15 protein-coding genes are annotated in these 21648 nt (G+C 33.6%); 13 read left to right on the top strand and 2 right to left on the bottom strand.

Annotated features, from left to right (window positions below):
- Positions 1 to 103 precede the first annotated feature (103 nt).
- The 4 genes from ACGK9U_RS10785 to ACGK9U_RS10770 all read left to right on the top strand — a co-directional run bounded on the left by ACGK9U_RS10785 (position 104) and on the right by ACGK9U_RS10770 (position 4940).
- Positions 104 to 2623, top strand: a complete 2520-nt coding sequence (locus ACGK9U_RS10785) for a TonB-dependent receptor domain-containing protein (protein WP_394466384.1) — start codon at positions 104 to 106, stop codon at positions 2621 to 2623.
- A gap of 12 nt (positions 2624 to 2635) precedes the next feature.
- Entirely contained in the window at positions 2636 to 3868 is a 1233-nt protein-coding gene (locus ACGK9U_RS10780) for a hypothetical protein (protein WP_394466383.1), read from the top strand.
- Positions 3869 to 3962: 94 nt separating this feature from the next.
- A complete protein-coding gene (locus ACGK9U_RS10775; RefSeq protein WP_394466382.1) occupies positions 3963 to 4511 on the top strand; it encodes a DUF4251 domain-containing protein in 549 nt (182 codons plus the stop codon).
- A gap of 12 nt (positions 4512 to 4523) precedes the next feature.
- Entirely contained in the window at positions 4524 to 4940 is a 417-nt protein-coding gene (locus ACGK9U_RS10770) for an OsmC family protein (RefSeq protein WP_394466381.1), read from the top strand.
- Between the two features lie 199 nt (positions 4941 to 5139).
- Here the strand turns inward: ACGK9U_RS10770 and ACGK9U_RS10765 are convergent, their stop codons facing one another.
- Positions 5140 to 7113 carry a T9SS type A sorting domain-containing protein gene (locus ACGK9U_RS10765; RefSeq protein WP_394466380.1) on the bottom strand — a complete coding sequence of 658 codons (1974 nt, stop codon included), beginning with the start codon at positions 7111 to 7113 and terminating at the stop codon, positions 5140 to 5142.
- A 243-nt stretch (positions 7114 to 7356) separates the two neighbouring features.
- On the opposite strand from ACGK9U_RS10765, the gene ACGK9U_RS10760 reads away from it, so the two are divergent.
- On the top strand, positions 7357 to 7950 hold the full coding sequence (locus ACGK9U_RS10760; protein WP_394466379.1) for a hypothetical protein: 594 nt from the start codon (positions 7357 to 7359) through the stop codon (positions 7948 to 7950).
- Positions 7951 to 7980: 30 nt separating this feature from the next.
- Positions 7981 to 8529, top strand: coding sequence for a 2'-5' RNA ligase family protein (locus ACGK9U_RS10755; protein WP_394466378.1), 549 nt, complete (start codon positions 7981 to 7983; stop codon positions 8527 to 8529).
- Between the two features lie 52 nt (positions 8530 to 8581).
- Here the strand turns inward: ACGK9U_RS10755 and ACGK9U_RS10750 are convergent, their stop codons facing one another.
- Positions 8582 to 10954 carry a TonB-dependent receptor domain-containing protein gene (locus ACGK9U_RS10750; protein ID WP_394466377.1) on the bottom strand — a complete coding sequence of 791 codons (2373 nt, stop codon included), beginning with the start codon at positions 10952 to 10954 and terminating at the stop codon, positions 8582 to 8584.
- An 88-nt stretch (positions 10955 to 11042) separates the two neighbouring features.
- On the opposite strand from ACGK9U_RS10750, the gene ACGK9U_RS10745 reads away from it, so the two are divergent.
- The 7 genes from ACGK9U_RS10745 (at position 11043) to ACGK9U_RS10715 (ending at position 21217) form a co-directional block, all read left to right on the top strand.
- A complete protein-coding gene (locus tag ACGK9U_RS10745; protein ID WP_394466376.1) occupies positions 11043 to 11639 on the top strand; it encodes a Crp/Fnr family transcriptional regulator in 597 nt (198 codons plus the stop codon).
- Between the two features lie 80 nt (positions 11640 to 11719).
- Positions 11720 to 12592: a pirin family protein gene (locus ACGK9U_RS10740; protein ID WP_394466375.1), complete on the top strand. Its 873-nt coding sequence runs from the start codon at positions 11720 to 11722 to the stop codon at positions 12590 to 12592.
- Positions 12593 to 12697: 105 nt separating this feature from the next.
- A complete protein-coding gene (locus ACGK9U_RS10735; RefSeq protein ID WP_394466374.1) occupies positions 12698 to 13756 on the top strand; it encodes a bestrophin family protein in 1059 nt (352 codons plus the stop codon).
- Between the two features lie 236 nt (positions 13757 to 13992).
- Positions 13993 to 16893, top strand: coding sequence for a T9SS type B sorting domain-containing protein (locus ACGK9U_RS10730; protein ID WP_394466373.1), 2901 nt, complete (start codon positions 13993 to 13995; stop codon positions 16891 to 16893).
- 555 nt (positions 16894 to 17448) lie between these two features.
- Complete coding sequence (locus tag ACGK9U_RS10725; protein ID WP_394466372.1) at positions 17449 to 18453, top strand: LLM class flavin-dependent oxidoreductase; 1005 nt, start codon at positions 17449 to 17451, stop codon at positions 18451 to 18453.
- Between the two features lie 239 nt (positions 18454 to 18692).
- Positions 18693 to 20516 carry a hypothetical protein gene (locus ACGK9U_RS10720; protein WP_394466371.1) on the top strand — a complete coding sequence of 608 codons (1824 nt, stop codon included), beginning with the start codon at positions 18693 to 18695 and terminating at the stop codon, positions 20514 to 20516.
- Positions 20516 to 21217 carry a hypothetical protein gene (locus tag ACGK9U_RS10715; RefSeq protein WP_394466370.1) on the top strand — a complete coding sequence of 234 codons (702 nt, stop codon included), beginning with the start codon at positions 20516 to 20518 and terminating at the stop codon, positions 21215 to 21217. The genes ACGK9U_RS10720 and ACGK9U_RS10715 overlap by 1 nt, the downstream gene beginning before the upstream one ends.
- Positions 21218 to 21648 lie beyond the last annotated feature (431 nt).

Here is a 21648-nt window from a genome sequence, read left to right as displayed (position 1 = left end):
CAGTATATTGATTATTGCATAAAACAAGTTCCCTTTTAGTTTAAACTAATCATGATTTTTTCAGTCTAATCTTTTCAACTTAATCAAAATTATAGCTTTATTCATGAAATCTATCACATTTAAAAGTACTTCTTTATTCCTATTTTTTTTCACGTTTCTTAACTCGCTATCCGCACAAATTTCCGGGAAAATACAAGATGCTACTGATAGTTATCCTTTAGAATATGCCACAGTAGCGCTTTACAATCAAAAAGATAAATCATTAATAACGGGTGTTATCACCAATGCAGAAGGTATTTTTACCATAAATAATGTAAAAAACGGCACGTATTATTTAGAAGCTTCGTTTGTGGGTTATACTGCTAAAACCATTCAAAATATTGAAATAAGCAGAACAAAACCAAATACCGATTTAGGTATTATTTCTTTGGTTTTAGGTAATGAACTTAATGAGGTTCAAATACGAGCAGAACGTACTTCCGTAGTGCATAAAATAGATAGACAGGTTTTCGATTCTAAAAATTTTCAAAGTACGCAAGGTGGTAATGCAGCCGATGTGATTAGAAATTTACCATCGGTAACCGTTGATGGGCAAGGTGAAATTAGTGTTAGAGGCAGTAAAGGGTTTGCGGTATTACTAAACGGAAAACCAACCCAAGGCGATGTAAGCTCTATTTTAGCACAATTGCCTGCAAATGCATTGGAAAAAGTTGAATTAATTACAGCGCCTTCAGCAAAATACGACCCCGAGGGGAAAGGTGGCATTGTAAATATCATCACCAAAAAAGGAGCTACCAATGGAACATTTGCACAAGTAAATGTACGTGGAGGTTTTCCTTCTATAGAACCTTATGATACCAAAGAACCTGCACAACGTTACGGAATTGATGCCACTCTAAACTCTAAAACGGATAAATGGAATATTTCTTTAGGAACGAGTTACCAACGAAATGATAAAACAGGAAGACGTGTTGGCGAGGTTTTTGTTATAGACCCATCTGAAAATAAACAAACCTTTTTACCATCGGAAGGCGAACGTAGTTTTGATGATGTTAGTTATAACGGGCGTTTTACTTTAGATTATACACCTAATACTTCCGATGAATTCTCTTTGGGTTTTTTCGCAGGAAAGCATACTGTAGACCGTTTAGCAGATATTACTTATTTTGATAATCATGCGGTATCGCCTATTGGTAGCGAAAACAGATTGTACACCTTTCAATATTACAATCATAACTTAAGAACCCGTAAAGGTGATTTTGCCTTAGGAAGTTTCGATTATGCCCATAAATTCAATAATGATTCAAAATTATCCACCTCGTTTTTATATGAATATACCTTTTTAGGTGGTCCAACTTTTAACGATAATGTGGATACCCCAGCGTACACAACTATTTATCAGCAGGAATACAATACCAACGACAATCCGTTACATGGTGTGCGTTATAATTTAGATTATAAATGGAAACCCTTTTCTTTTGGAACTATTGAAACGGGTTACCAGTTTAGGGATTTAAAACATTCAGGTGAATTTGTTTACGAACGTGATGGTATTTTGGTTCCTGAATTTTCTAGTGATATTGAATTGAAAAGAACCATTCATTCTGGGTACACCCAATTAACAGGTGCAAAAAACAAATGGGATTATGCTGCAGGTATCCGTTTAGAATCTATGGATAGAACTTATACCGAAGCCTTAAAAAGTCAGGCTACCCCAAATGTGTATAAATACGATTTTGTAAAACTGTTTCCTTCCGCTTCATTGCAATATGCTATAAATGAAGACACAAAACTTAAAGCAGCTTATAGCAAACGTGTAGAGCGTACCACAACATTAAAAATGAATAGTTTTGCTGAGCGTGAGCATTCTGAAACTTTTGAGCAAGGTGACAACCAATTATTACCTGAATTTATCGATTTGGTTGAATTGGGCATTACCAAAAAGTTGAAAAGCGGTAACTCGTTCTTCGCTACGGCGTATTACAGGCATGTAGACAACGTTATTAACCGCGTTAATACATTGGCTTACGAATCTGATGGAACGGTAATTGACAGTATTTTAAATCGTGTTTACTCCAACGTTGGAAAAAGCAATGCCATAGGGGTAGAGCTTGGTACCCAATTTAAAGCTGCCAAAAACTGGAGTAATTTTATTGGTGCCAATATTTACAATTATGACATAGATGGCTTCTTCGTATTTAGACATAGAGACAATGTTATTAGAAATTATGATATCAATAGCAATGCCACTATTTATTCGTTTAATGTGAATTCAACCTATGCATTCTGGAAAAATACAACGCTTCAATTTACATTGAATTATTTGTCTGAAACCAATACAGGGCAGGGTCAGGACTCCGAATTTTATTCACCAAACTTAACCTTAAAAAAGTCGTTTTTAGATGGCAGATTGGTAGGTACGTTGCAATGGCAAAATATGGATATGGGACTTTTTAGAACCAACGAACAACGTATTACAACGGCAAGACCTAACGAGTTTTATACCACTACCAACTACATTTACGAAGTAGATATGGTAACACTAAATCTATCTTACACGTTCAATAAAGTTAAAAACAAATCGAAGTTTATTGAAAGTGAATTTGGAAAGCGGGAGTTTTAAAAATCATGCTGTATGTTCATTAAAGTTCAAGGAAATCAATTCATAAAAAACAATAAATACTATCATTTTATTGGTACCAATTTTTGGTACGGTGCACATTTAGCAGCAAACCAATCGGGTGATAGGACGCGTTTATTAAAAGAACTTGATACCTTAAAGGCACTCGGCATTACCAATTTAAGAATTATGGCTGGCTCTGAAGGGGCAAACCATTCACCTTATAATATGCCTATCTCCATGCAGCCTAAACTTGGGGTTTACAATGAAGATATTTTAGAAGGTTTAGACTTTTTAATTGCTGAAATGCAAAAAAGGGATATGCAGGCCGTATTATGTTTAAGCAATTTTTGGTATTGGTCTGGTGGTTTGTCGCAATATGTTTCTTGGGTTACGGACGAAACTATTCCATATCCAAACGACACCAACGATTGGGAGAAATACATGCGTTTCACAGCTCAATTTTACACCAATACGGCTGCTATTGATGCTTATAGAAATCATATAGAAACCATCATAACACGCGTAAATACCATTACCAACACCTCTTATTTTAATGACCCAACCATCATGAGTTGGGAGTTAGCTAACGAACCGTATGCCATTCAAAACCAAGTGGAATATCTTAATTGGATTGAAAACACCAGTGCGTTTATAAAGCAATTGGCACCACAACAATTAGTTACCATAGGAGGGGAGGGCAATACACCATTTCCGTGGTTTACAAACAACAATGCTTTAGCCGATTATAAGTTTGAAAGTTTAGATTATATCACCATTCATATTTGGATACAAAATTGGGAATGGTACAACCCAAATAAACATGATAAGACTTATAACGATGCTTTGAAAAAAGTTAAAAACTATATAGACGAGCATTTATTCATAGCATCTACTTTTAATAAACCCATGGTTTTGGAAGAATTTGGCATATCAAGAGATAATTTAGATTACACAAACCAATCAACTGTAAATCATAGAAATACATATTTTAAAGATGTTTTTGATATACTTTTGGATCACATTAAAAATGAAACCAATTTTGTAGGCTGTAACTTTTGGGCTTGGGGAGGCTTTGGTAGAGTAAATACCCCTGGAGAAGTTTCAAATAACCAGATGGAATTTATTGGAGATCCCGCTCACGAACCACAAGGTTGGTACAGTGTTTTTGAATCAGACCAAACAACTGTTAAACTTATAAAAGAGTATAATTCAAAATTAAAAGCGTTTAATAATCTAAATTCATAATCTAGAAAAGGTTTTTCTTTAATCTTTTTAACGTTTTGTTATTACACAAATTTACATGTATTTAGTAACTTCGAATGCGTTAAAAATATTGAAAATGAAATTGGTTTATTTACTTATAGGTCTGTTTATGATATCGACTACTTCTTGTAAGTCGTCTAAACATGCCATAAGTCAAGCCCAAATAGATGCTTTTAATAAGATGGTAAATACAAAAGAATTTCGTATTGAGTCTGATTGGGCACATCCACAAGTTACTAATGCTATGCAGCAGGTATTAAATTCTGGATTATTGCAACCTGGTAGTGCCTCAGGTAGTATAAGTTTAATTGGGAATTCAAATTTTTTAAGCATTTCGGGAGACAGCATCTCATCCTATTTGCCTTATTTTGGAGAACGACAAATGAATGTTTCTTATGGTGGTGGCGATAGTGCTATAAAGTTTAATGGCTTGGTTGAAAACTACAAAGCAGAACGAAATAACGATAATAGCTATACTATAAATTTTGAAGCAAAAAGTAACTCAGAGAATTTTAATGTGTACATAAAGTTGTACCCTAATTTAACCAGCGATATGACACTTAATAGTGCTTCTCGTTTTCCAATAAGATATTCTGGAAATGTAGAGCCATTCGATAACCAATAAAATATATATACAATGAAGTTTACAAGAAAAGCTACTGCACAATGGAAAGGTAGTGGTAAAGAAGGAAAAGGAACTGTAACTACGGCTAGTAATGTGCTTAATAATACGCCATATTCGTTTCACACTCGGTTTGAAAACGCTGCAGGAACCAATCCGGAAGAACTGATAGGAGCAGCTCATGCAGGCTGTTTTGCTATGCAATTGAGCTTTTTGTTAAATGAAGCTGGTTTTACTGCAACCACTTTAGATGTTGGAGCAACCGTAACATTTGAAGATGGTAGTATTGTTCTTATTGTTTTAAATTTAGAAGGTAATGTACCAAATATAAGCAAAGAAGAATTTGCACAAATAGCTACTAAGGCAAAAGAAGTTTGCCCAATTTCAAAACTATTAAATACAACCATAGAATTAAATACAAACTTATCCTAAGTTAAGAATTAATTCTAAAAAGCAAAAGAGGCTATATGAAAAGTCTATATATTGTCAAACTGAACTTGTTTCAGTTTCTAATAAATATTGATTATCAACGAGTTAAGATTCTGAAATAAATTCAGAATGACACTTGTTGATACTTTTCAGACAGCCTCTTTTGCTTTTAATAATACTTATTAGCTAAAGTGGCAATTTTTTATTGCTTTATAAATTTAAATTGACTCGTTTGGTTTGCTATTTTAACTTTTAAAATATATAAGCCAGTCGTGTAATCTTCCATAGGAATATATAATTTCCCATTTTTAACTTGAGAATCTTTTACTGTAAAAGACGTTAATTTGCTTCCTAAAATACTGAAAATAGTAATACTAACTTCTCCACTAACATTATTGCCTAAATTTATAAACAGCTCATTAATTACAGGATTAGGATAGTATGTAACATCTAAGCCATCACTAGTTCCAAAATCATCAACCCCCAATGTGCTATCGGTTTGGTTGTTGCTAATATCGGCAACAAGGCTATTTATATAAACCTCTACATTTGTATAATTAGGGTCTAAAGTATAAGTTACCCCGTCTGAAGCATTATTGCTATTTAACCCATTGGAAGCTTCCCAAGTATCAGGCATACCATCGTTATCCGTATCAGTAGGTGCTGAACTGCTGTTATAAGTAGGCCATCCACCAACATCACTTTGGGTGTCAATAAGTCCATTGGTACTTCCTTTAGAACCTGTATATGTATAAGTGCCTGTTAAGGTTTCGTTCACAATTCTGACATCAACGGCATCCCTAACCAAACTTGCGCCCACATAATTCAATACTTTATCATATGCCACTGCTGCCGAACTGGTACTTATAGAGCCCATGTTAAATTCGGTATTTGATTTTAATTCACTTTTGCTTTTAGTTGATGGATTTGGATGTATCCCAGCCCAATTATCATTGGTAACCGTTGTGCTACCATTCATATAATTTCCATTCACATAAAAAGTTCCCCAAATACCAGCAGCTTGTGAATTACTACCATTATCAGCATTAGGAGAAAATATACGGGTACTGACTCCCGATTTGGTAGCAGGTCCTGGTTTGTAGTAATTATTAACCAAATCATATCTGCCACCTTCACCGGCATAGCCACTATTGCTTCCCCAATTGTAAATAACATTGTTACGGAAATCTACAAGTTCTAAATCGGCTCTATTGGAATAGCGGCTCCCATTGAAACGCGGGTTTCTACTATCATGATGCGCTAATAGGTTATGATGAAAACTAGCACCTTTACCACCCCAAATGCCACCATAGCCATGCGTGCCTTTGTCATGAATCGATACTCTTAAACTTTCTGATAACACACACCATTGCAATGTAAAATTAGTATTATCGTAAAACGAAGCACACTCATCAGTACTCCAACTCATCGAACAGTGGTCTATAATAATATTGCTTCTATTTCTACCATTTATTGCATCATTTTCATTAATGGTTTCGTCACCCATTCTAAATCGCATATACCTAATAATTACATTATTGGCATTTACAACCACCGTATAATTTTTTATGCAAATACCATCTCCAGGTGCTGTTTGTCCAGCAATGGTTATGTTATCATTATTTATGCTAAGGTTAGAATTTAGAGCAATAATACCGGATACTTTAAAAAGCACTATTCTTGGGCCACTAGCTGCTACTGCAGCTCTTAAGCTGCCTGCACCAGAGTCATTAAGATTGGTGACATAAATAACTTGCCCACCTCTACCACCTGTAACATGTTTTCCATAGCCATCTGCAGTAGGGAAGGCTAGAGATGGCGATGTAACAGGCACATCACTCACCGTTATGGTACCACTTTTACTGGCGTTTAAGTTTCCGCCTACTGTTGTTATAGTATATTGGAATACACCAAATTCTGTTGGAGTTCCGCTAAAAGAAACTTTACTTTGGCTGTTATCAATAACAACAGAAAGACCTGTGGGCATCCCTGTTACGTTCACAGTAGTGGCATTTTCCCAATTATAATAAAAATCAACAATAGGGTTCCCTAAATCAATGGTTTGCGACGAACTACCTGAACCATGTTTTATTAAAACAGCATCAACAACAATGGTTTCTCCTTTTACATGTAAACAAAAAAGAGAAATAAAAATAAGAGGTAAAAGTCTTTTCATTAGTATTAAGTTTAATAGTTTGTTATTTAGCTAGCTTAGTTGTGGTTTTAATTTATCAAAGATATTTCAAAAATTTTGCATTTCAATTTTTCATTCAAATTAAAAACTAATAATATGAAATGAATGTAATTCATCGATATTCAATCTTTTTAACGAAAATATTTAGAGTTCATAAGGTTTTTAACTCACTAACCATCTGATTTATTTAATTTTAAATTATTATTAATGATTAATATAAATCTCATGAAAAATATAATGCCCCTTATATATGCCGTTTGTTTTATAGGAGCTTTCAATATGCTTACTGCACAACAAGCAAACAAAAAGAGCCCTATTTATGATTATACAGAAGATCAGTTAAGTAATACTGGTACGGTTCCAGATTTCGATTCTAAACCCAATAAACTTAAAATAACGGGTACTATTTTTGAAGCCGATGGAAAAACTCCGGCTAAAGACGTGGTGCTTTTTATTTATCAACCAGACGAGGATGGTAATTATGAGGTAAAAAAAGACAGTAACAAAAAACGCTACATATACCACCGTGCTTGGGTAAAAACAGATTCATACGGACGCTACACCTTTTATACCTTTATGCCAGGTAAATATTTACGCAATAAAGAATTAAAACAAATACACCGTATTATTAAAGCTCCAGGACAACCTGAGTACGATATGGCATCATTCTTTTTTAACGATGATCCATTATTACCAGATTTAACCTTGGCTTGTCGTGCTAAAGCTGTACAAAGCATGTTGCGACTAGAAAAAGAAGGCGATATGTATGTGGCCACAAAGGATATCAAGCTTGCTAAAGAAACTCCTATATATCCGTAAGCTGTTACATATGTTTAAGAATAAATTAGAGTGTCCGAAATAAAAATATATAATCTTAGAATTATACCACCCAACCCTATTTATGATGAGGTGGTGAAGTTAAAAAATAAGTTTATTAATGCTTTTGGCAAGCAACCTCTTTCTACTTCTAAACCTCATATCACTTTGGTTGCTTTTGAAATGGATGTACAATACGAAGCCTATTTAATAAAGGCTTTATATCAGTTATCAATACTTAAAAAATTCAAGTTAGAGATTGAAGGGTTTGGTGTATTTCAAAACATTTCCAAAGCTTTAATAATTAAAGTTTCGAAAACAAAAGAATTAGAATTTTTATTAACACAAATAGAGATTATTTGGATAAGAGATCTTCATAGAAAACCAGCCACACTTACAACTTCTACTACACCACATATAACCATTTCCAAAACTACTGGTGATGAAATGTTGCAGGACAGTTATAATCTTTTTAAAAAGATTAAATTACCCTATAAGGAAATTGAAGTAAGTTACCTGACATTAGTGTCAAGACCTCTAAAAAGCACATGGGATTGGGAACATCAAATAACTCTATCTTAAGAATACTAAACCAGCGAACAACGAAAGTAAAAGTGTTTATTTTATTGAGTAATCACCTTTGTCCTGAAAACTCCATGGCTTCACCTTTTCCAAAGGCATAACTAACACCAAAAACAACAAACCTACCTCGTTGCGATCTGTTTGAGGTATAGTAGGTGGGTTGTGAAACAATGCGTTCATCTACACGGGTTGCAAACGCATCACGAACACTTAAATTGATAATAAACTTTCCTTTTAATATCTTTTTTCTTAAGCCCATATCGGCAAAAAAGTTTTCTGATATTTCACCTTGTACACTAGCAAATTTAGAGTTGTAATTTCCAGAAACTTCTAAATCAAATTCCTTAGGCAGCTTAAATTTTGAAGTAATACTTGTGGTCCATCTATTGCCCTTAAAATCAAAAATTTGTGATTCGTATTCGCCTTTTCTGTTAAAATAATTGATGTTAAAATCGCTGGTTAGTGTAAACCATTTATTCAAAGTGTATTTGCTATTAAACTCAAAACCAACGGTATTGCTGGTGCCAATGTTTTCGGGTTGCGAGGTACTAACGCTATTTTCAAAACTTATAATGTTTTCAATAACATCGGTGGTATATCTGTTGTAAAGACTAAAATTTAATGATACCTTTTCTAATTTATGAATACTTGTTAATTCATAAGAATCGGTGTATTCTGGTTGTAAATCGGGGTTTCCTCTAGAAATACTATAATTGTTTCTGATATTATTAAAAGGATTTAGCTGTCTTAATCCCGGTCTATTAATCCGCTTGGAATAACCCAACTGCAATGAGAGATTCTCATTTATGTTATAAGAAGTATGCACACTAGGGAAGAAGTTGGCATAAGATTTCTCATTAAGCTCATTGGTTGTTTTTAATTCTGTTGTTAAGTTGGTGTTTTCAAGGCGTAACCCCAGTTTTAAACCCCAAATATCATTTTCATAAGCCATCGTGCTATATAGGGCAAATACTTTTTGGTCGAAATTAAATACATTGGTCAAATCTGGGTTGCTTACCCATACATCATTAATAAAATCGCGCACTTCAAAATCATTGGACACGTTATTGATATCGTATTGCGAACCCGTTTCCAAGGTGTATTTTTCTAAAAACGGATGGGTATAATCCAATTTAAAGGTAAAGTCTTCCAACTTATAATCGGTTCTTGTTTCCTGTAATGAATTTGGCTCGTCTCCAAAAGAGGTGGTGTTGGTGTAGATTGATTTTTGGTCTTTAGCAAAACTATTTCCTAAGGCACTGAACAATAAATCCTGATCTTCATGACGCTTAAAATCCTTTTTATATTGCAATTCGTACCTTATTTTTGGGTTGGTAGCTTCGGTATTATCTTGTCGTAACCAGCTATCGGTTAAGGTGGTTTCATTATAAACCTTATCAAAATATGATTTGGCCAATTGATCCTCAATTTCAAAAGCATAGGTACCTGAAAGCGTCAACACATTTCGTTCGTTTATATGGAAATCGGTACCCAAAAGAAAACTCCCAAATTTTTCATTAAAGGTGTTTCGCTCGTTATTGGTTATGGTAGAATCGTTTACAAAATCTTTGTTTATGGCTTTGGTTTTGGTCTTGAAGGTTCTTTTTCCAAACCCTAATTGGGTAAATAAATTGAGCATTTCGGTGCGCTTGTTTAAACTTAAACCAAAACTATTGCTATTTGGCACACCGGCATTTAAGGATGCAGCCCCATTAAGCCCTCTTTTTTCCGAGCTTTTAATCACAATATTTATAATACCTGCCGTACCTGAAGCATTATATTTTGCCGATGGGTTTGTAATAACCTCAATTCGTTCAATCATATCAGCAGTAATGGTTCCAAGTGCATTCCCATCGGCAGCAGCTAAAACGGATGGTTTCCCATTAATTAATACTTGTACCCCTTGGCTACCACGCAAACTAATAACACCTTCAATAGAAACATTAACGGAAGGCACACTGTTTAGCACCTCTAAAGAACTTGCACCAGTGGAGCTGATATCAGAACCCACAATAAACACCCGCTTATCCAGTTTAAATTCCGTTTGCGATTTTTCGGCTCGTACCAAAACTTCCCCTAAATTATTCAGGTCTTCGGTTAATGTAATAACACCTAAATCAATCTTGTTCCTATCAATCTTAAAATCTTTGATTGTTTGGTTGGTATAGCCCATAAAGCTAACCTCAATATAAAAATCAGTAGCATGGGTTTCTACCGAAAAAAGCCCTTCGCTATTAGATATAGACCCCGTAATTGGCGTATCCGTAGCGTTTTGTAATACAGCAATAGTTGCATATTCTATGGGTTGATTACTAGTGCCTTCAATAACTTTCCCTGCGATTTTTATAGTAGTATTTTGAGCATAGCCATGAGTAAATAACAGACTTAATAAGAAAATAAATACATGGATAAAATAAAATTTCATAGATTTATTATGGCAATTAGTAGACTAATATACTATCAAAAAAAATAAAAATTTAAATTATAATGTGAATTAACATTTCAATAAACACATGGCATTTTACAATTTTAAAAAGCATCTTATAGAAAAAGGAGGATTGTCTGAAGAAGATGTCACTTTCATTATCCCTTACATAAAAACAAAAACGGTTTCTAAAAACGAATTTTTACTAAAACAAGGCGATGTGTGTTCCCATTACTTTTTTGTTGAACAAGGCTTGTTGCGTTTTTATAACTTAAATGAAGATGGCAAAGAGAATGTTTTACAGTTTGCTACCGAAAATTGGATAGTTAGCGATCGTGGAAGTCTTTATTTTCAAGAACCTTCAACCTATTATATTGATGCCTTTGAAGATTCTATTGTGATAATGATGGATGAAAATTTTGTAGATCAAGTATCTCAAACCAACCCCAATTATAGAAAGCATACCGAGCGTCTACTACAAAACCACATTCGCCATTTATACAAACGTATTAGCCTATTGTTGGGTGCCTCTGCAAAAACTCGCTATTTGGAGTTTGTAAAAATGTACCCCGATATTATGTTGCGTGTACCACAGTGGATGATTGCTTCCTACTTGGGTATCACTCCAGAAAGCTTAAGCCGTGTACGCAAAGCTTTGGCTGACGATAACTTCAGGCCTTATTAGTTTCAACTTCTTACCATAGGTCAATGCACACCTATGTTGGTTACTGTAATTTTACAGTATTAATATAAAAAGATATAACAATGAGCACAAGAAGCATAGAAAAAGTAACAAAACCAGGAACACCTCACTTTGTGGGTGATGGTTTTAGAGTACATAACTTTATTCCTGGAACTTCTACCATGAAACGTATGGATCCGTTTATCATGTTAGATTATAATTCAAAGTATAATTTTCCGCCTACCAATATACCCAAAGGTGTTGGTGTACATCCACACCGTGGTTTTGAAACAGTTACCATTGCCTACAAAGGGCGTGTGGAACATGGCGATAGTTCCGGTGGCGGTGGTATTATTGGTGAAGGTGATGTACAATGGATGACAGCCGCTTCTGGCATATTACACAAAGAATTTCATGAAACCGAATGGAGCAAAAAAGGAGGCGAATTTCAAATGGTACAACTGTGGGTAAATCTTCCGGCCAAGTATAAAATGAGTCCGCCAAAGTACCAAGCCATTTCTAATGCGCAAATGAATAAAGTCGCACTTCCCGATAATGCAGGAGAGGTAGAAATAATTGCAGGAAGCTATGATGATCATAAAGGGCCAGCTTCTACATTTTCGCCCATTCACATGTATAATGTCAGGTTGAAAAAAGGCGCAAAAACCCAAGTATCGTTTCCTAAAAACTATACAACGGCTTTGTTAATGGTGGAAGGCGATGCTAAAGTGAACGGCAATACTGAAGTACCACAAGACCACTTCGTTATGTTTAGTAACGATGGCGATAGTTTCACCATTGAAGCTTTAAACAACACCGTTATATTGGTGTTAAGTGGCGAACCCATTAACGAACCCATTGCAGCACACGGCCCTTTTGTAATGAATACACAAGAAGAGATAATGGAAGCGTTTCAAGATTTCAATACCGGTAAATTTGGGTATTTAGAAGATTAATAAGTAAACCTAAAAGCAGTTCATTTTTTTGAGCTGCTTTTTTTATATCTTTAAAACATGAGAGATGTATTTTAGGAAAAAAACACAAATTAAAACGAATACCATATGTATATAAAAAAGATTTTCGGCATCAAAGACATGGTACTTTGGACGCGCTATGAAACCATTATATTTATAATAATAGCAACTGTAGAAGTCGCTATTTTTGTTTGGAGCGACCATCTAATACAATTTCCTTTTACCCCTGTAGCGCTTATAGGTACTGCCGTAGCTTTTATTATTGGTTTTCAAAGCAACTCTGCGTATGGTAGAATTTGGGAAGCAAGACAAATATGGGGTTCCATTGTTAACTCTTCAAGAACCTTTGGAATGATGGTACAAGATTTTATTAATAACGACCATGCCAAACTACCTATTTCTGAACCCGATTTAAAACAGGAACGCACCATAGTTATCCATCGCCACATCGCTTGGTTAACAGCTTTAAGGTATGCCATGCGGCAACCCAGAACTTGGGAATATGTTATGAATGAGCAAACCAATAAAGAATGGGCAAATAAAATATATGTACCAGAGTTTAACTTGCCGTTTGATGAAGCTATTAAGCCTTATTTATCGGAAGCCGATTTAGCATATTTAGCCAACAAAGGCAATAAGCAAACTGCTATACTTTATTTACAATCTAATCATTTGAGACAGTTAAAGGAACGCGGACTCATTTGGGAATTTTCTTTTTTAGAACTAGAAAATGTATTGGAAGAATTATTCACGCACCAAGGCAAGTCTGAAAGAATAAAAAACTTTCCGTATCCACGGCAGTTTGCATCCTTAATGCATTATTTTACCTGGATATTTTTAAGCATATTGCCTTTGGCTATGGCATCACAATTTGGAGAGATGGCTGTTAAAATATCAGATAAATTGGGCACACCGCAAGATTGGATTGTTTGGGTTTCCATTCCGTTTTCAATCGTGGTTATGTGGGTATTCCATACCATGAACCGTATTGGTAGGGTTGGTGAAAACCCATTTGAAGGTTCTGCCAACGATGTACCAATTTCCACCATTGCCAGAGGTATAGAAATTGATTTACGTGAGAATTTAGGTGAAAACAAAGCAGATATTCCACAACCGTTCGAAGTTCGAAATTTTACGCAAATGTAGTGGTTCGTAAATTTTATACTTAAAAAATTTAAGTGCGCTATTATTGTCTTCAGCTATACTGTATACCATAAAAATTTGAAGTTGTTTAAATTAGGAGCGTAAGACCATTTTTTTTTGAGGACTTTATTAATTCATATAAAATAAGATGAACTACTTAAAAACAATAAATTTTTTAACTGGTTAATCAAAATATATACCAATTATTCTTACATTGGTTTCCAATTAAAAACCTTTTAATGAAGCACATTTTTGTTTATTTTATCTTTTTTTCAATTTTTATAAAAGGGGTAAATGCCCAAAATTTGGTTTTTGCAAAGAGCGCAGGGAGTAACACCCCAGACAGCTCTCTAGACCAAGGAAATGATATCATAACAGACAATTTAGGTAATATTTATGTTACGGGCACCATGTCTAGTTGGGGAGGCGGTTCTGTATTTGGCCAAGGAGAAATCAATCAAACTACTTTAAGTGTTAATGGCTCATTTATAGCTAAATATGCTCCTAATGGTTTATTGTTGTGGGCAAAACAAATAGACGCTAACAATAATATGGTAGTGAGCAATGCCATTACACTAGACGACCAAAATAATATTTACATTACAGGTTACTTTGGTGTTCAGGTAACGTTTGGTGCCGGCACCCTTACAGCTACAACCTTGTATTCAAATTCAAACTCAAGAGATGCATTTTTTGCTAAATATTCACAAGATGGTAATTTTATTTGGGCAAAATCTTTTGGTGGAATGAATGATGAAACAGGAGGTAGAGATATTAAACTGGACTCTAGTAATAACATTTATGTTTCAGGAGCAATCAGCGGATTGGTAGTATTTGGGGCTGGAGAACCAAACGAAACAACCCTGATAGCCAATTACGATATGTTTATATCAAAATACACTGAAAAAGGTGAGCTTATATGGGTCAGAAAAGCAGGTAGTAGCAGACATACATCTGCAAAAAATATGGATCTCGATGCTAACGGCAACATATATATCACTGGCAATTTTTTTTATGATATAACATTTGCAGAATCAGAGCCAAACGAAATAAAACTAAATAGGAATAACGAACAAGCCTATATTGCTAAATATGATTCTAATGGGCAATTTATTTGGGCAAAGAGTCCTTATTTTTATAGTGATGATGGTACAAACATAAGTGGTGATATTAAAGTAATAAATGATAATAGGATTGTTTATACAGGTGCTTATGGTTCATATCGCTATACGTATTTAACAAGTTGTGTAAAGCTCAGTGGGATAGGTTATTATGATACTATATTAATTCAATTTGATAGCAATGGGGATTATATTTGGAACGCTACTATTAATAGTACAGGTGACGATAGAGGGTTAGCTTTAGATGTTGACCAAAATGGAAATAGTTTTGTAGCAGGATATTTTTCCAACAATACTATAGTAAACGAAGGACTTTGTGAAAATACACAATTAAATAATAATGGTAAAGCAGATGTTTTTATTGGTGTTTATGATATTAATGGACAATTATTAAGCATCGAAACCGCAGGTGGTAATGAATGGGATCAGGCTTCAGCTATTGATGTTGATAATTCGGGAAATATACATATAACTGGTTATTATTCTGATACTCTTGTTTTTGGTGAGACCCAATTAAATGAAACGACTTTAGCAAAAAATGGTGTTCTTGAAATTTTTATTGCAAAATATTATTTAGACTTAAATACCATTTCAAGCAAACCTTATGCCGGTGAAAATAATTGTATTGAGATATGCTCAAATTCAAATCCAATAAATTTATTTGATAGTCTATTAAATAATCCAGATTCAGGAGGTATATGGAGTCCCGCCTTAGCAAGTGGTTCAGGTATATTTGATCCTTCAATAGATGCTGCTGGTGTTTATAGATATGCTGTTATGGAATCCAATTGTATCAGTGATTATGCAGAAATAACAGTTAGTTTTATCGAACAAGGACTTGCAGGAAATGATGCATCAATCAATGTATGCATCAACAATACGCCTATAAATTTATTTGAACAAATAGGAGGTACACCAGTTTCTGGTGGTACTTGGTTTCCAGTTTTATCTAGTGGCACAGGAGTTTTTAATCCAACTATAGATCAACCTGGTGTTTACACGTATACCGTTACTGATGAAATGGGCTGTAGTTCAGATACCTCAAAAGTTAGTGTTTCCATTGATGTTTTGCCATATGCAGGAGAAGATGGTAATTTAGAAATATGCATAAATAGCAGTTCTGTTGATTTGTTTGATAGTTTAACAGGCACCCCAAATTTAGGTGGTGTTTGGACACCAAGTTTAGTAAGTGGAACAGGGTTATTTAATCCGTTAATTGATGCAGCTGGAGTTTATACTTATAGTGTTACCAATGGAGAGTGTGGTTCAGATACCTCAAAAGTTAATGTTACCATTGATGAATTACCAAATGCAGGAGAAGATGGTAATTTAGAAATATGTATAAATAGCAGTTCTGTTGATTTGTTTGATAGTTTAAAAGGAACTCCAGATTTAGGTGGTGTTTGGACACCAAGTTTAGTAAGTGGAACAGGACTATTTAATCCGTCAATTGATGCAACTGGAGTTTATACATACACGATTACAAATGGTATTTGTGGTTCAGAAGCCGCAGAAGTTAATATTACAGTAACTAAGGTAACTCCAATTTCTGATTATAAAATCAATACAAAAGAGTTTAGTAATAATAATAATAATAATAATAGCATAGAGGTTATCATTAACTCCAGTTTACAATATGAATTTTCTTTAGATGGAATTAAATACCAAAGCAGTAATGTATTTGATAATCTGTCTGGTGGGGATTATACGGTATATGTCCAAGAAATTAACGGATGTGGCATTTTAGAAGAAACAGTATCTATTTTAGATTACCCAAAGTTTTTCACGCCTAACAATGATGGATTTAACGATTCTTGGAAGCTAAAAGGTAAAACAGACAAGAATTATTCCACTTATATTTATGACAGATATGGAAAACTTATAAAGTATCTAGCTTCACCCGAAAGCAGTTGGGATGGTTTTTTTAATGGAAATATACTTCCTGCAGATGATTATTGGTTTAAAGTTATTTTTACTGATGGAGTTATTAAGCGTGGGCATTTTACACTTAAAAGATAATTATAGTATCAATTTAGTTTTCTTAACTTTCTACTTAAAAAAATAGTTTTCAATAGGTATCGGTAAGTGTTAAAAGTAATCTTATTGTTTCTTAAAATTAAAACCAAATAGCCTTCTTCAACGGGTTAATGGCATTATTTTTTTTGGAAAGAGACCGTAAAATCTCTTTAAAATGCTTAAATTATATGAATTAAAAACCATTTATTAAAGCTATGAATACCTTACATTATTTATTAATTTTACAATTACCCATAGGCACCCCAAATCCAGACGATAACCAGCCTTTAAACTTTTCAGACCCCTTTGAGGTCATAGTATTTATTATTCTACCTATATTAATGATACTGTTATACATATATTGGAGACGGCAAAAAAATAAGGATAAACGTTAAGTTTCTGCATTTCCAACGTCATAACTAACACAGTGCAGTTATTTACATTATTTAATAGTCTATACCTAAAAATGCCTTTATTATACCACCACCTTCTTAAGATGGTGCAAATACCAACAGCCCAAAGGCTATCAATAATTTAAAATAGTATCTTAAAACACCCATGAAAACCCAACATACTGCTTATTCCATTTTAGACCTTGCTTTGGTATCCAAAAACCATACACTTAAACAAACCTTTAATAATGCCCTTAAATTAGCACAACACGCCGAAGGATTTGGTTATACACGCTATTGGTTGGCAGAGCACCACAATGCACAAACCATTGGTAGTAGTGCCACTTCGATATTAATTGGGTATGTAGCCCAAGGTACCAACACGCTTCGTATAGGTTCTGGTGGTATCATGCTGCCCAATCATTCGCCTTTGATTGTTGCCGAACAGTTTGGTACTTTAGGTTCTTTATACCCTAACCGTATAGATTTAGGCCTGGGTAGGGCACCTGGAACAGATAGGGAAACCGCCGAAGCCATACGCTCCGATTTTATGTATGCGGCACATAATTTTCCTGATGAACTTGAAAAACTAGAGACATACTTTTCTTTAGAAAATGTAACTTCTAAAGTACGTGCCACAGTTGCCGAAGGTGTAGATGTACCCATTTATATTTTAGGTTCTAGTACAGATAGCGCCCATTTGGCTGCAAAAAAAGGATTGCCTTATGCTTTTGCTAGCCATTTTGCAACAACCCATTTAATGGAAGCCTTAAATATTTACCGTAATGAATTTAAACCTTCCGAACATTTAAAAGCGCCCTATGTAATTGCAGGAATAAACACCATTATTGCAGATACCAATGAAGAAGCACAACAATTATCTACATCTTTATACCGTATGATTATTGGCATTTTTACAGGCAAACGAGATTATGTACAGCCACCAACAGCTATGACGGATGAACTTAAAGAACTTATAAAGCATCCACAAGTACAACAAATGCTAAAGTATGCGTTTGTGGGCAGTAAAGCCACCGTTAAAGCACAGGTAAAAGCATTTATAGAACAAACCCAAGCCAATGAGCTTATAGCGGTTACAAATATCTATGATATTGATAACAGGATACAATCGTATAAATTCTTTGCCGATATTATGAAGGAATTACAATAAAACAAAACCTCTATACCACAAAAACACTCAAATATTGGCTAGTAGCCTTCGTAATATAAGGCTTTTTACGAAGAATCCTCGAAGGAATATAGGAAGAGGTGGGGGGATGGAAAGTTTTATTTCCAAAATTTGATTGTATATCAATACTATTAGTAAAAAGGCATTATTACTTCGTAATCTAAATAATACTTTATATCAGATAATAATTATATTTGTATGATTTTTATTAAAAAAAAAGTATGAGAAGAATTATATTCTGTTTTTTATGTGTTACTGTTTTTCTTTTCAATGGTTGTGCCTATGAATTTTCAGAAGATTATTATAATGATATTAAGGTAACAGATCCAACAGCAACATTAGCATTAAACGATTTTAATAATAATATTACTTTAACTTCACCCGTAAATGTTGGTTATCAATACGACGGAGATAACAAACATAGATTATTTAATATAATTATCTACATAAATAATGTACAGATACACTCTGATTCTCAAGAGTCTGGAATGTTTTTTATTGATGTACATAATCTGAGTGAAGGTGCTCACCAACTTAAAGTTGAGTATTATTTTTCTTCAGGCACCGGTAGTTTGGCGGAAGCATACAATCAAGAAGGTTACGTTGCAACTCAAGATTATACGTTTCATGTTGATAAATCAATAGGAAATGCACCTAACCTAACTTCTGTAAAAATTATTGACGGTACATTATATGTTTATTGGGATGCCCTTACACATTCAAAATTTAAAGATGCTCATTTAATTATTAAAAATGAAAAAAATCAACATCTTAAGCAAATTCAATTATCTAAAGAACAATTGCTTTTAGGGGTTTATAATGATGATTTTAGTCTTAATAACTCACTACATTATTCTATAATGTTAACTAATGATTATACTTCAACTACCAGTAACGAAGTGTTTATAAACATACCTGAGTTAGTTTTTAGTATAGAAATTATAAACCAAAATCAACATGTCATGCGATGGGGAGAACATCCTTTATATGGTAATTTCGATTATTATAAATACAGTAATTATGGCTATAACAATGAAATATTGAGCTCGAGAGGTGGGGAATTGCTATTTAATACGGTGCCTGTTTTTGGTGAAAAAACATATCATTATTTATACTTATATAAAAATAATCAAAACACTGGTACAATAAATAAAATAATGGATTTTGGTAAGCCTTTTGATTTAAACCTTCCCGAAGAAATCGTGTTCAGTAAATTAGCAAACGCCTATTTTGCTGTTGAAAAAGTGGGTGCAAACTATTATGGTGCCATACAGCAAGTTTATTTGCACAAGTTAAATCCAAATGATTTAACAATTATGCAATCGGTTTTAATATCAGAAATAGTTGCTAATTCCTATTTAGATTTAACATTAGATCCTGTAAGCAACAACCTTATTATTGATTCAACAACAGCTAGCTACCTTATAAATAGTTCAAATTTATCTATCATAAATAGCTGGAAAATTTCAGATTTCGCACCGGTTACTGGAAACATTAGACTTCATTACAGAAACGGTTATATATTTATAGGGAGTACTATTTATAATGCAGAAACGAAGGCAATTATTTATTCTGCAACTGTAAATTATTATTTTAATGTTTCAGATGATGGGAAGTATTTTTATAATCAAGATGCCATTTATGAAATAAGCAATAATACTGTTAATTTTATCACTTCAACAGATACGGGTAACTTTATACATACCATAGAGTTTCTTCCAGATCAAAATAAATGTATATATAGTAAACAAACATCAAATCCCGTAATTTATGATTTTAGCACTAACACAAAAACAACTATAAACCAACTAAGTGGTGTAAATGAATTGCATTATGACCAAAGTTCAGGAAAAGTGCTTTTTAGTCAATTACATAATAATAGTTATGGAGGACATAAATCTATTGTAAATGTTTATGACATGAATACACAAAACTTTGAAAGATTACAGGTTTATGATAGTCATTATGGCCATTACTACCGGTTTTTAAATAATAAGCTTATTTTTTCTGGAGGCTTATATCTGGATACTTATTTTTCTAACTAATGATGAAACATTACAAACTATTAGCCTTAATTTTGCTTAGTGTAAGCAGTATGGGTTATGCTCAAAAAGGCAAATTATTCGGTGAGATTAATTATAACACATTTTCTCATAACGATTTAAAATCATTTCAAGAAGAGTTAATATCTGATTTTACTGAAATTCAATTAGTTAAAAATGATAATTTTCCTGGAAACATTGGCTTTACAGTTGGTTATACTATAAATGATATTAATACATCAATTTTTGCAAGCTACACATCAACAGGTGGTAAAGCATCATATTCAGACTATAGTGGTATTATAAGACTAACAGAAGCTATTTATGGAATTACATTAGGCGGTGAATATCTAATAAACTTAAACGGTAATAATAATACAAAAGGCGATTTTAATTTAGGTTTACGTGGCTTAGTTACTTTTTCTAATATGGAAATAGAAAGCTATGGAGACTTATCAGATCAAATTGAATCAGATTCAATTGAATTTTCCTCGGTAGATTTTGGTGGCGGTTTAAGGATTATTTATGAATATCCAATATCTTTTTTTAATTTAAGACTATCACTAGGTTTTGATGTTGTAATTGGCGGAAAATATAAATTTAAGGAGGATTCTGAATATCATTTAGAAGATAAAAATGGTGATGCTGTTAAAAATGGATGGACAGGTTTACGTTCTGGCATTGGAATTTCTATACCGCTTTAAAACATAGTTATTATAAGATTCATTCGGTTATAATAATATTACACATAGCTTATTTGTACTATAATGTTCTGTGTTGTGTAACTTGAGCTTTGCTCACCTCATTTTATTTGAGAAAGAGGTGTTCGCAAATCATCTTCGTCGATTTGATGCTAAGCAGCTTCTAAAAATTTATACCCAAAAGTTTCTTCTGCAATGTAAATGAAATTGAAGAATGAGATTAGGTACTAACCAAACTTATTCAAGATTCACGAACTCATATTTATCAAATAGGAGTGGAGTGAGTAAACACTTTTTATGCTATTAGCATGTACTGAGCGAAGTCGAAGTACGGGATGTTGAAATAAATCACCTGTTAAAAATGAAATGATTTTTAAAAATAATATGTATTTTGTCGATTATATAAGTATTTCGTCCTATATTTGTAGCAATGC

It is taken from the genome of Mariniflexile sp. HNIBRBA6329 (assembly GCF_043558645.1).
In the GTDB taxonomy this organism is placed as follows: Bacteria; Bacteroidota; Bacteroidia; order Flavobacteriales; family Flavobacteriaceae; genus Mariniflexile.
Note: the sequence above shows the minus strand (reverse complement) of the source record. Positions and strands in the feature narration are given on the sequence as shown.

Excerpts from the sequence above, each read along its gene's own strand:
- ACGK9U_RS10785 (WP_394466384.1), top strand. The coding sequence starts at position 104 with ATGAAATCTATCACATTTAAAAGTACTTCTTTATTCCTATTTTTTTTC.
- ACGK9U_RS10780 (WP_394466383.1), top strand. The coding sequence starts at position 2,636 with ATGTTCATTAAAGTTCAAGGAAATCAATTCATAAAAAACAATAAATAC.
- ACGK9U_RS10775 (WP_394466382.1), top strand. The coding sequence starts at position 3,963 with ATGAAATTGGTTTATTTACTTATAGGTCTGTTTATGATATCGACTACT.
- ACGK9U_RS10770 (WP_394466381.1), top strand. The coding sequence starts at position 4,524 with ATGAAGTTTACAAGAAAAGCTACTGCACAATGGAAAGGTAGTGGTAAA.
- ACGK9U_RS10765 (WP_394466380.1), bottom strand. The coding sequence starts at position 7,113 with ATGAAAAGACTTTTACCTCTTATTTTTATTTCTCTTTTTTGTTTACAT.
- ACGK9U_RS10760 (WP_394466379.1), top strand. The coding sequence starts at position 7,357 with ATGAAAAATATAATGCCCCTTATATATGCCGTTTGTTTTATAGGAGCT.
- ACGK9U_RS10750 (WP_394466377.1), bottom strand. The coding sequence starts at position 10,954 with ATGAAATTTTATTTTATCCATGTATTTATTTTCTTATTAAGTCTGTTA.
- ACGK9U_RS10745 (WP_394466376.1), top strand. The coding sequence starts at position 11,043 with ATGGCATTTTACAATTTTAAAAAGCATCTTATAGAAAAAGGAGGATTG.
- ACGK9U_RS10740 (WP_394466375.1), top strand. The coding sequence starts at position 11,720 with ATGAGCACAAGAAGCATAGAAAAAGTAACAAAACCAGGAACACCTCAC.
- ACGK9U_RS10735 (WP_394466374.1), top strand. The coding sequence starts at position 12,698 with ATGTATATAAAAAAGATTTTCGGCATCAAAGACATGGTACTTTGGACG.
- ACGK9U_RS10730 (WP_394466373.1), top strand. The coding sequence starts at position 13,993 with ATGAAGCACATTTTTGTTTATTTTATCTTTTTTTCAATTTTTATAAAA.
- ACGK9U_RS10725 (WP_394466372.1), top strand. The coding sequence starts at position 17,449 with ATGAAAACCCAACATACTGCTTATTCCATTTTAGACCTTGCTTTGGTA.
- ACGK9U_RS10720 (WP_394466371.1), top strand. The coding sequence starts at position 18,693 with ATGAGAAGAATTATATTCTGTTTTTTATGTGTTACTGTTTTTCTTTTC.
- ACGK9U_RS10715 (WP_394466370.1), top strand. The coding sequence starts at position 20,516 with ATGATGAAACATTACAAACTATTAGCCTTAATTTTGCTTAGTGTAAGC.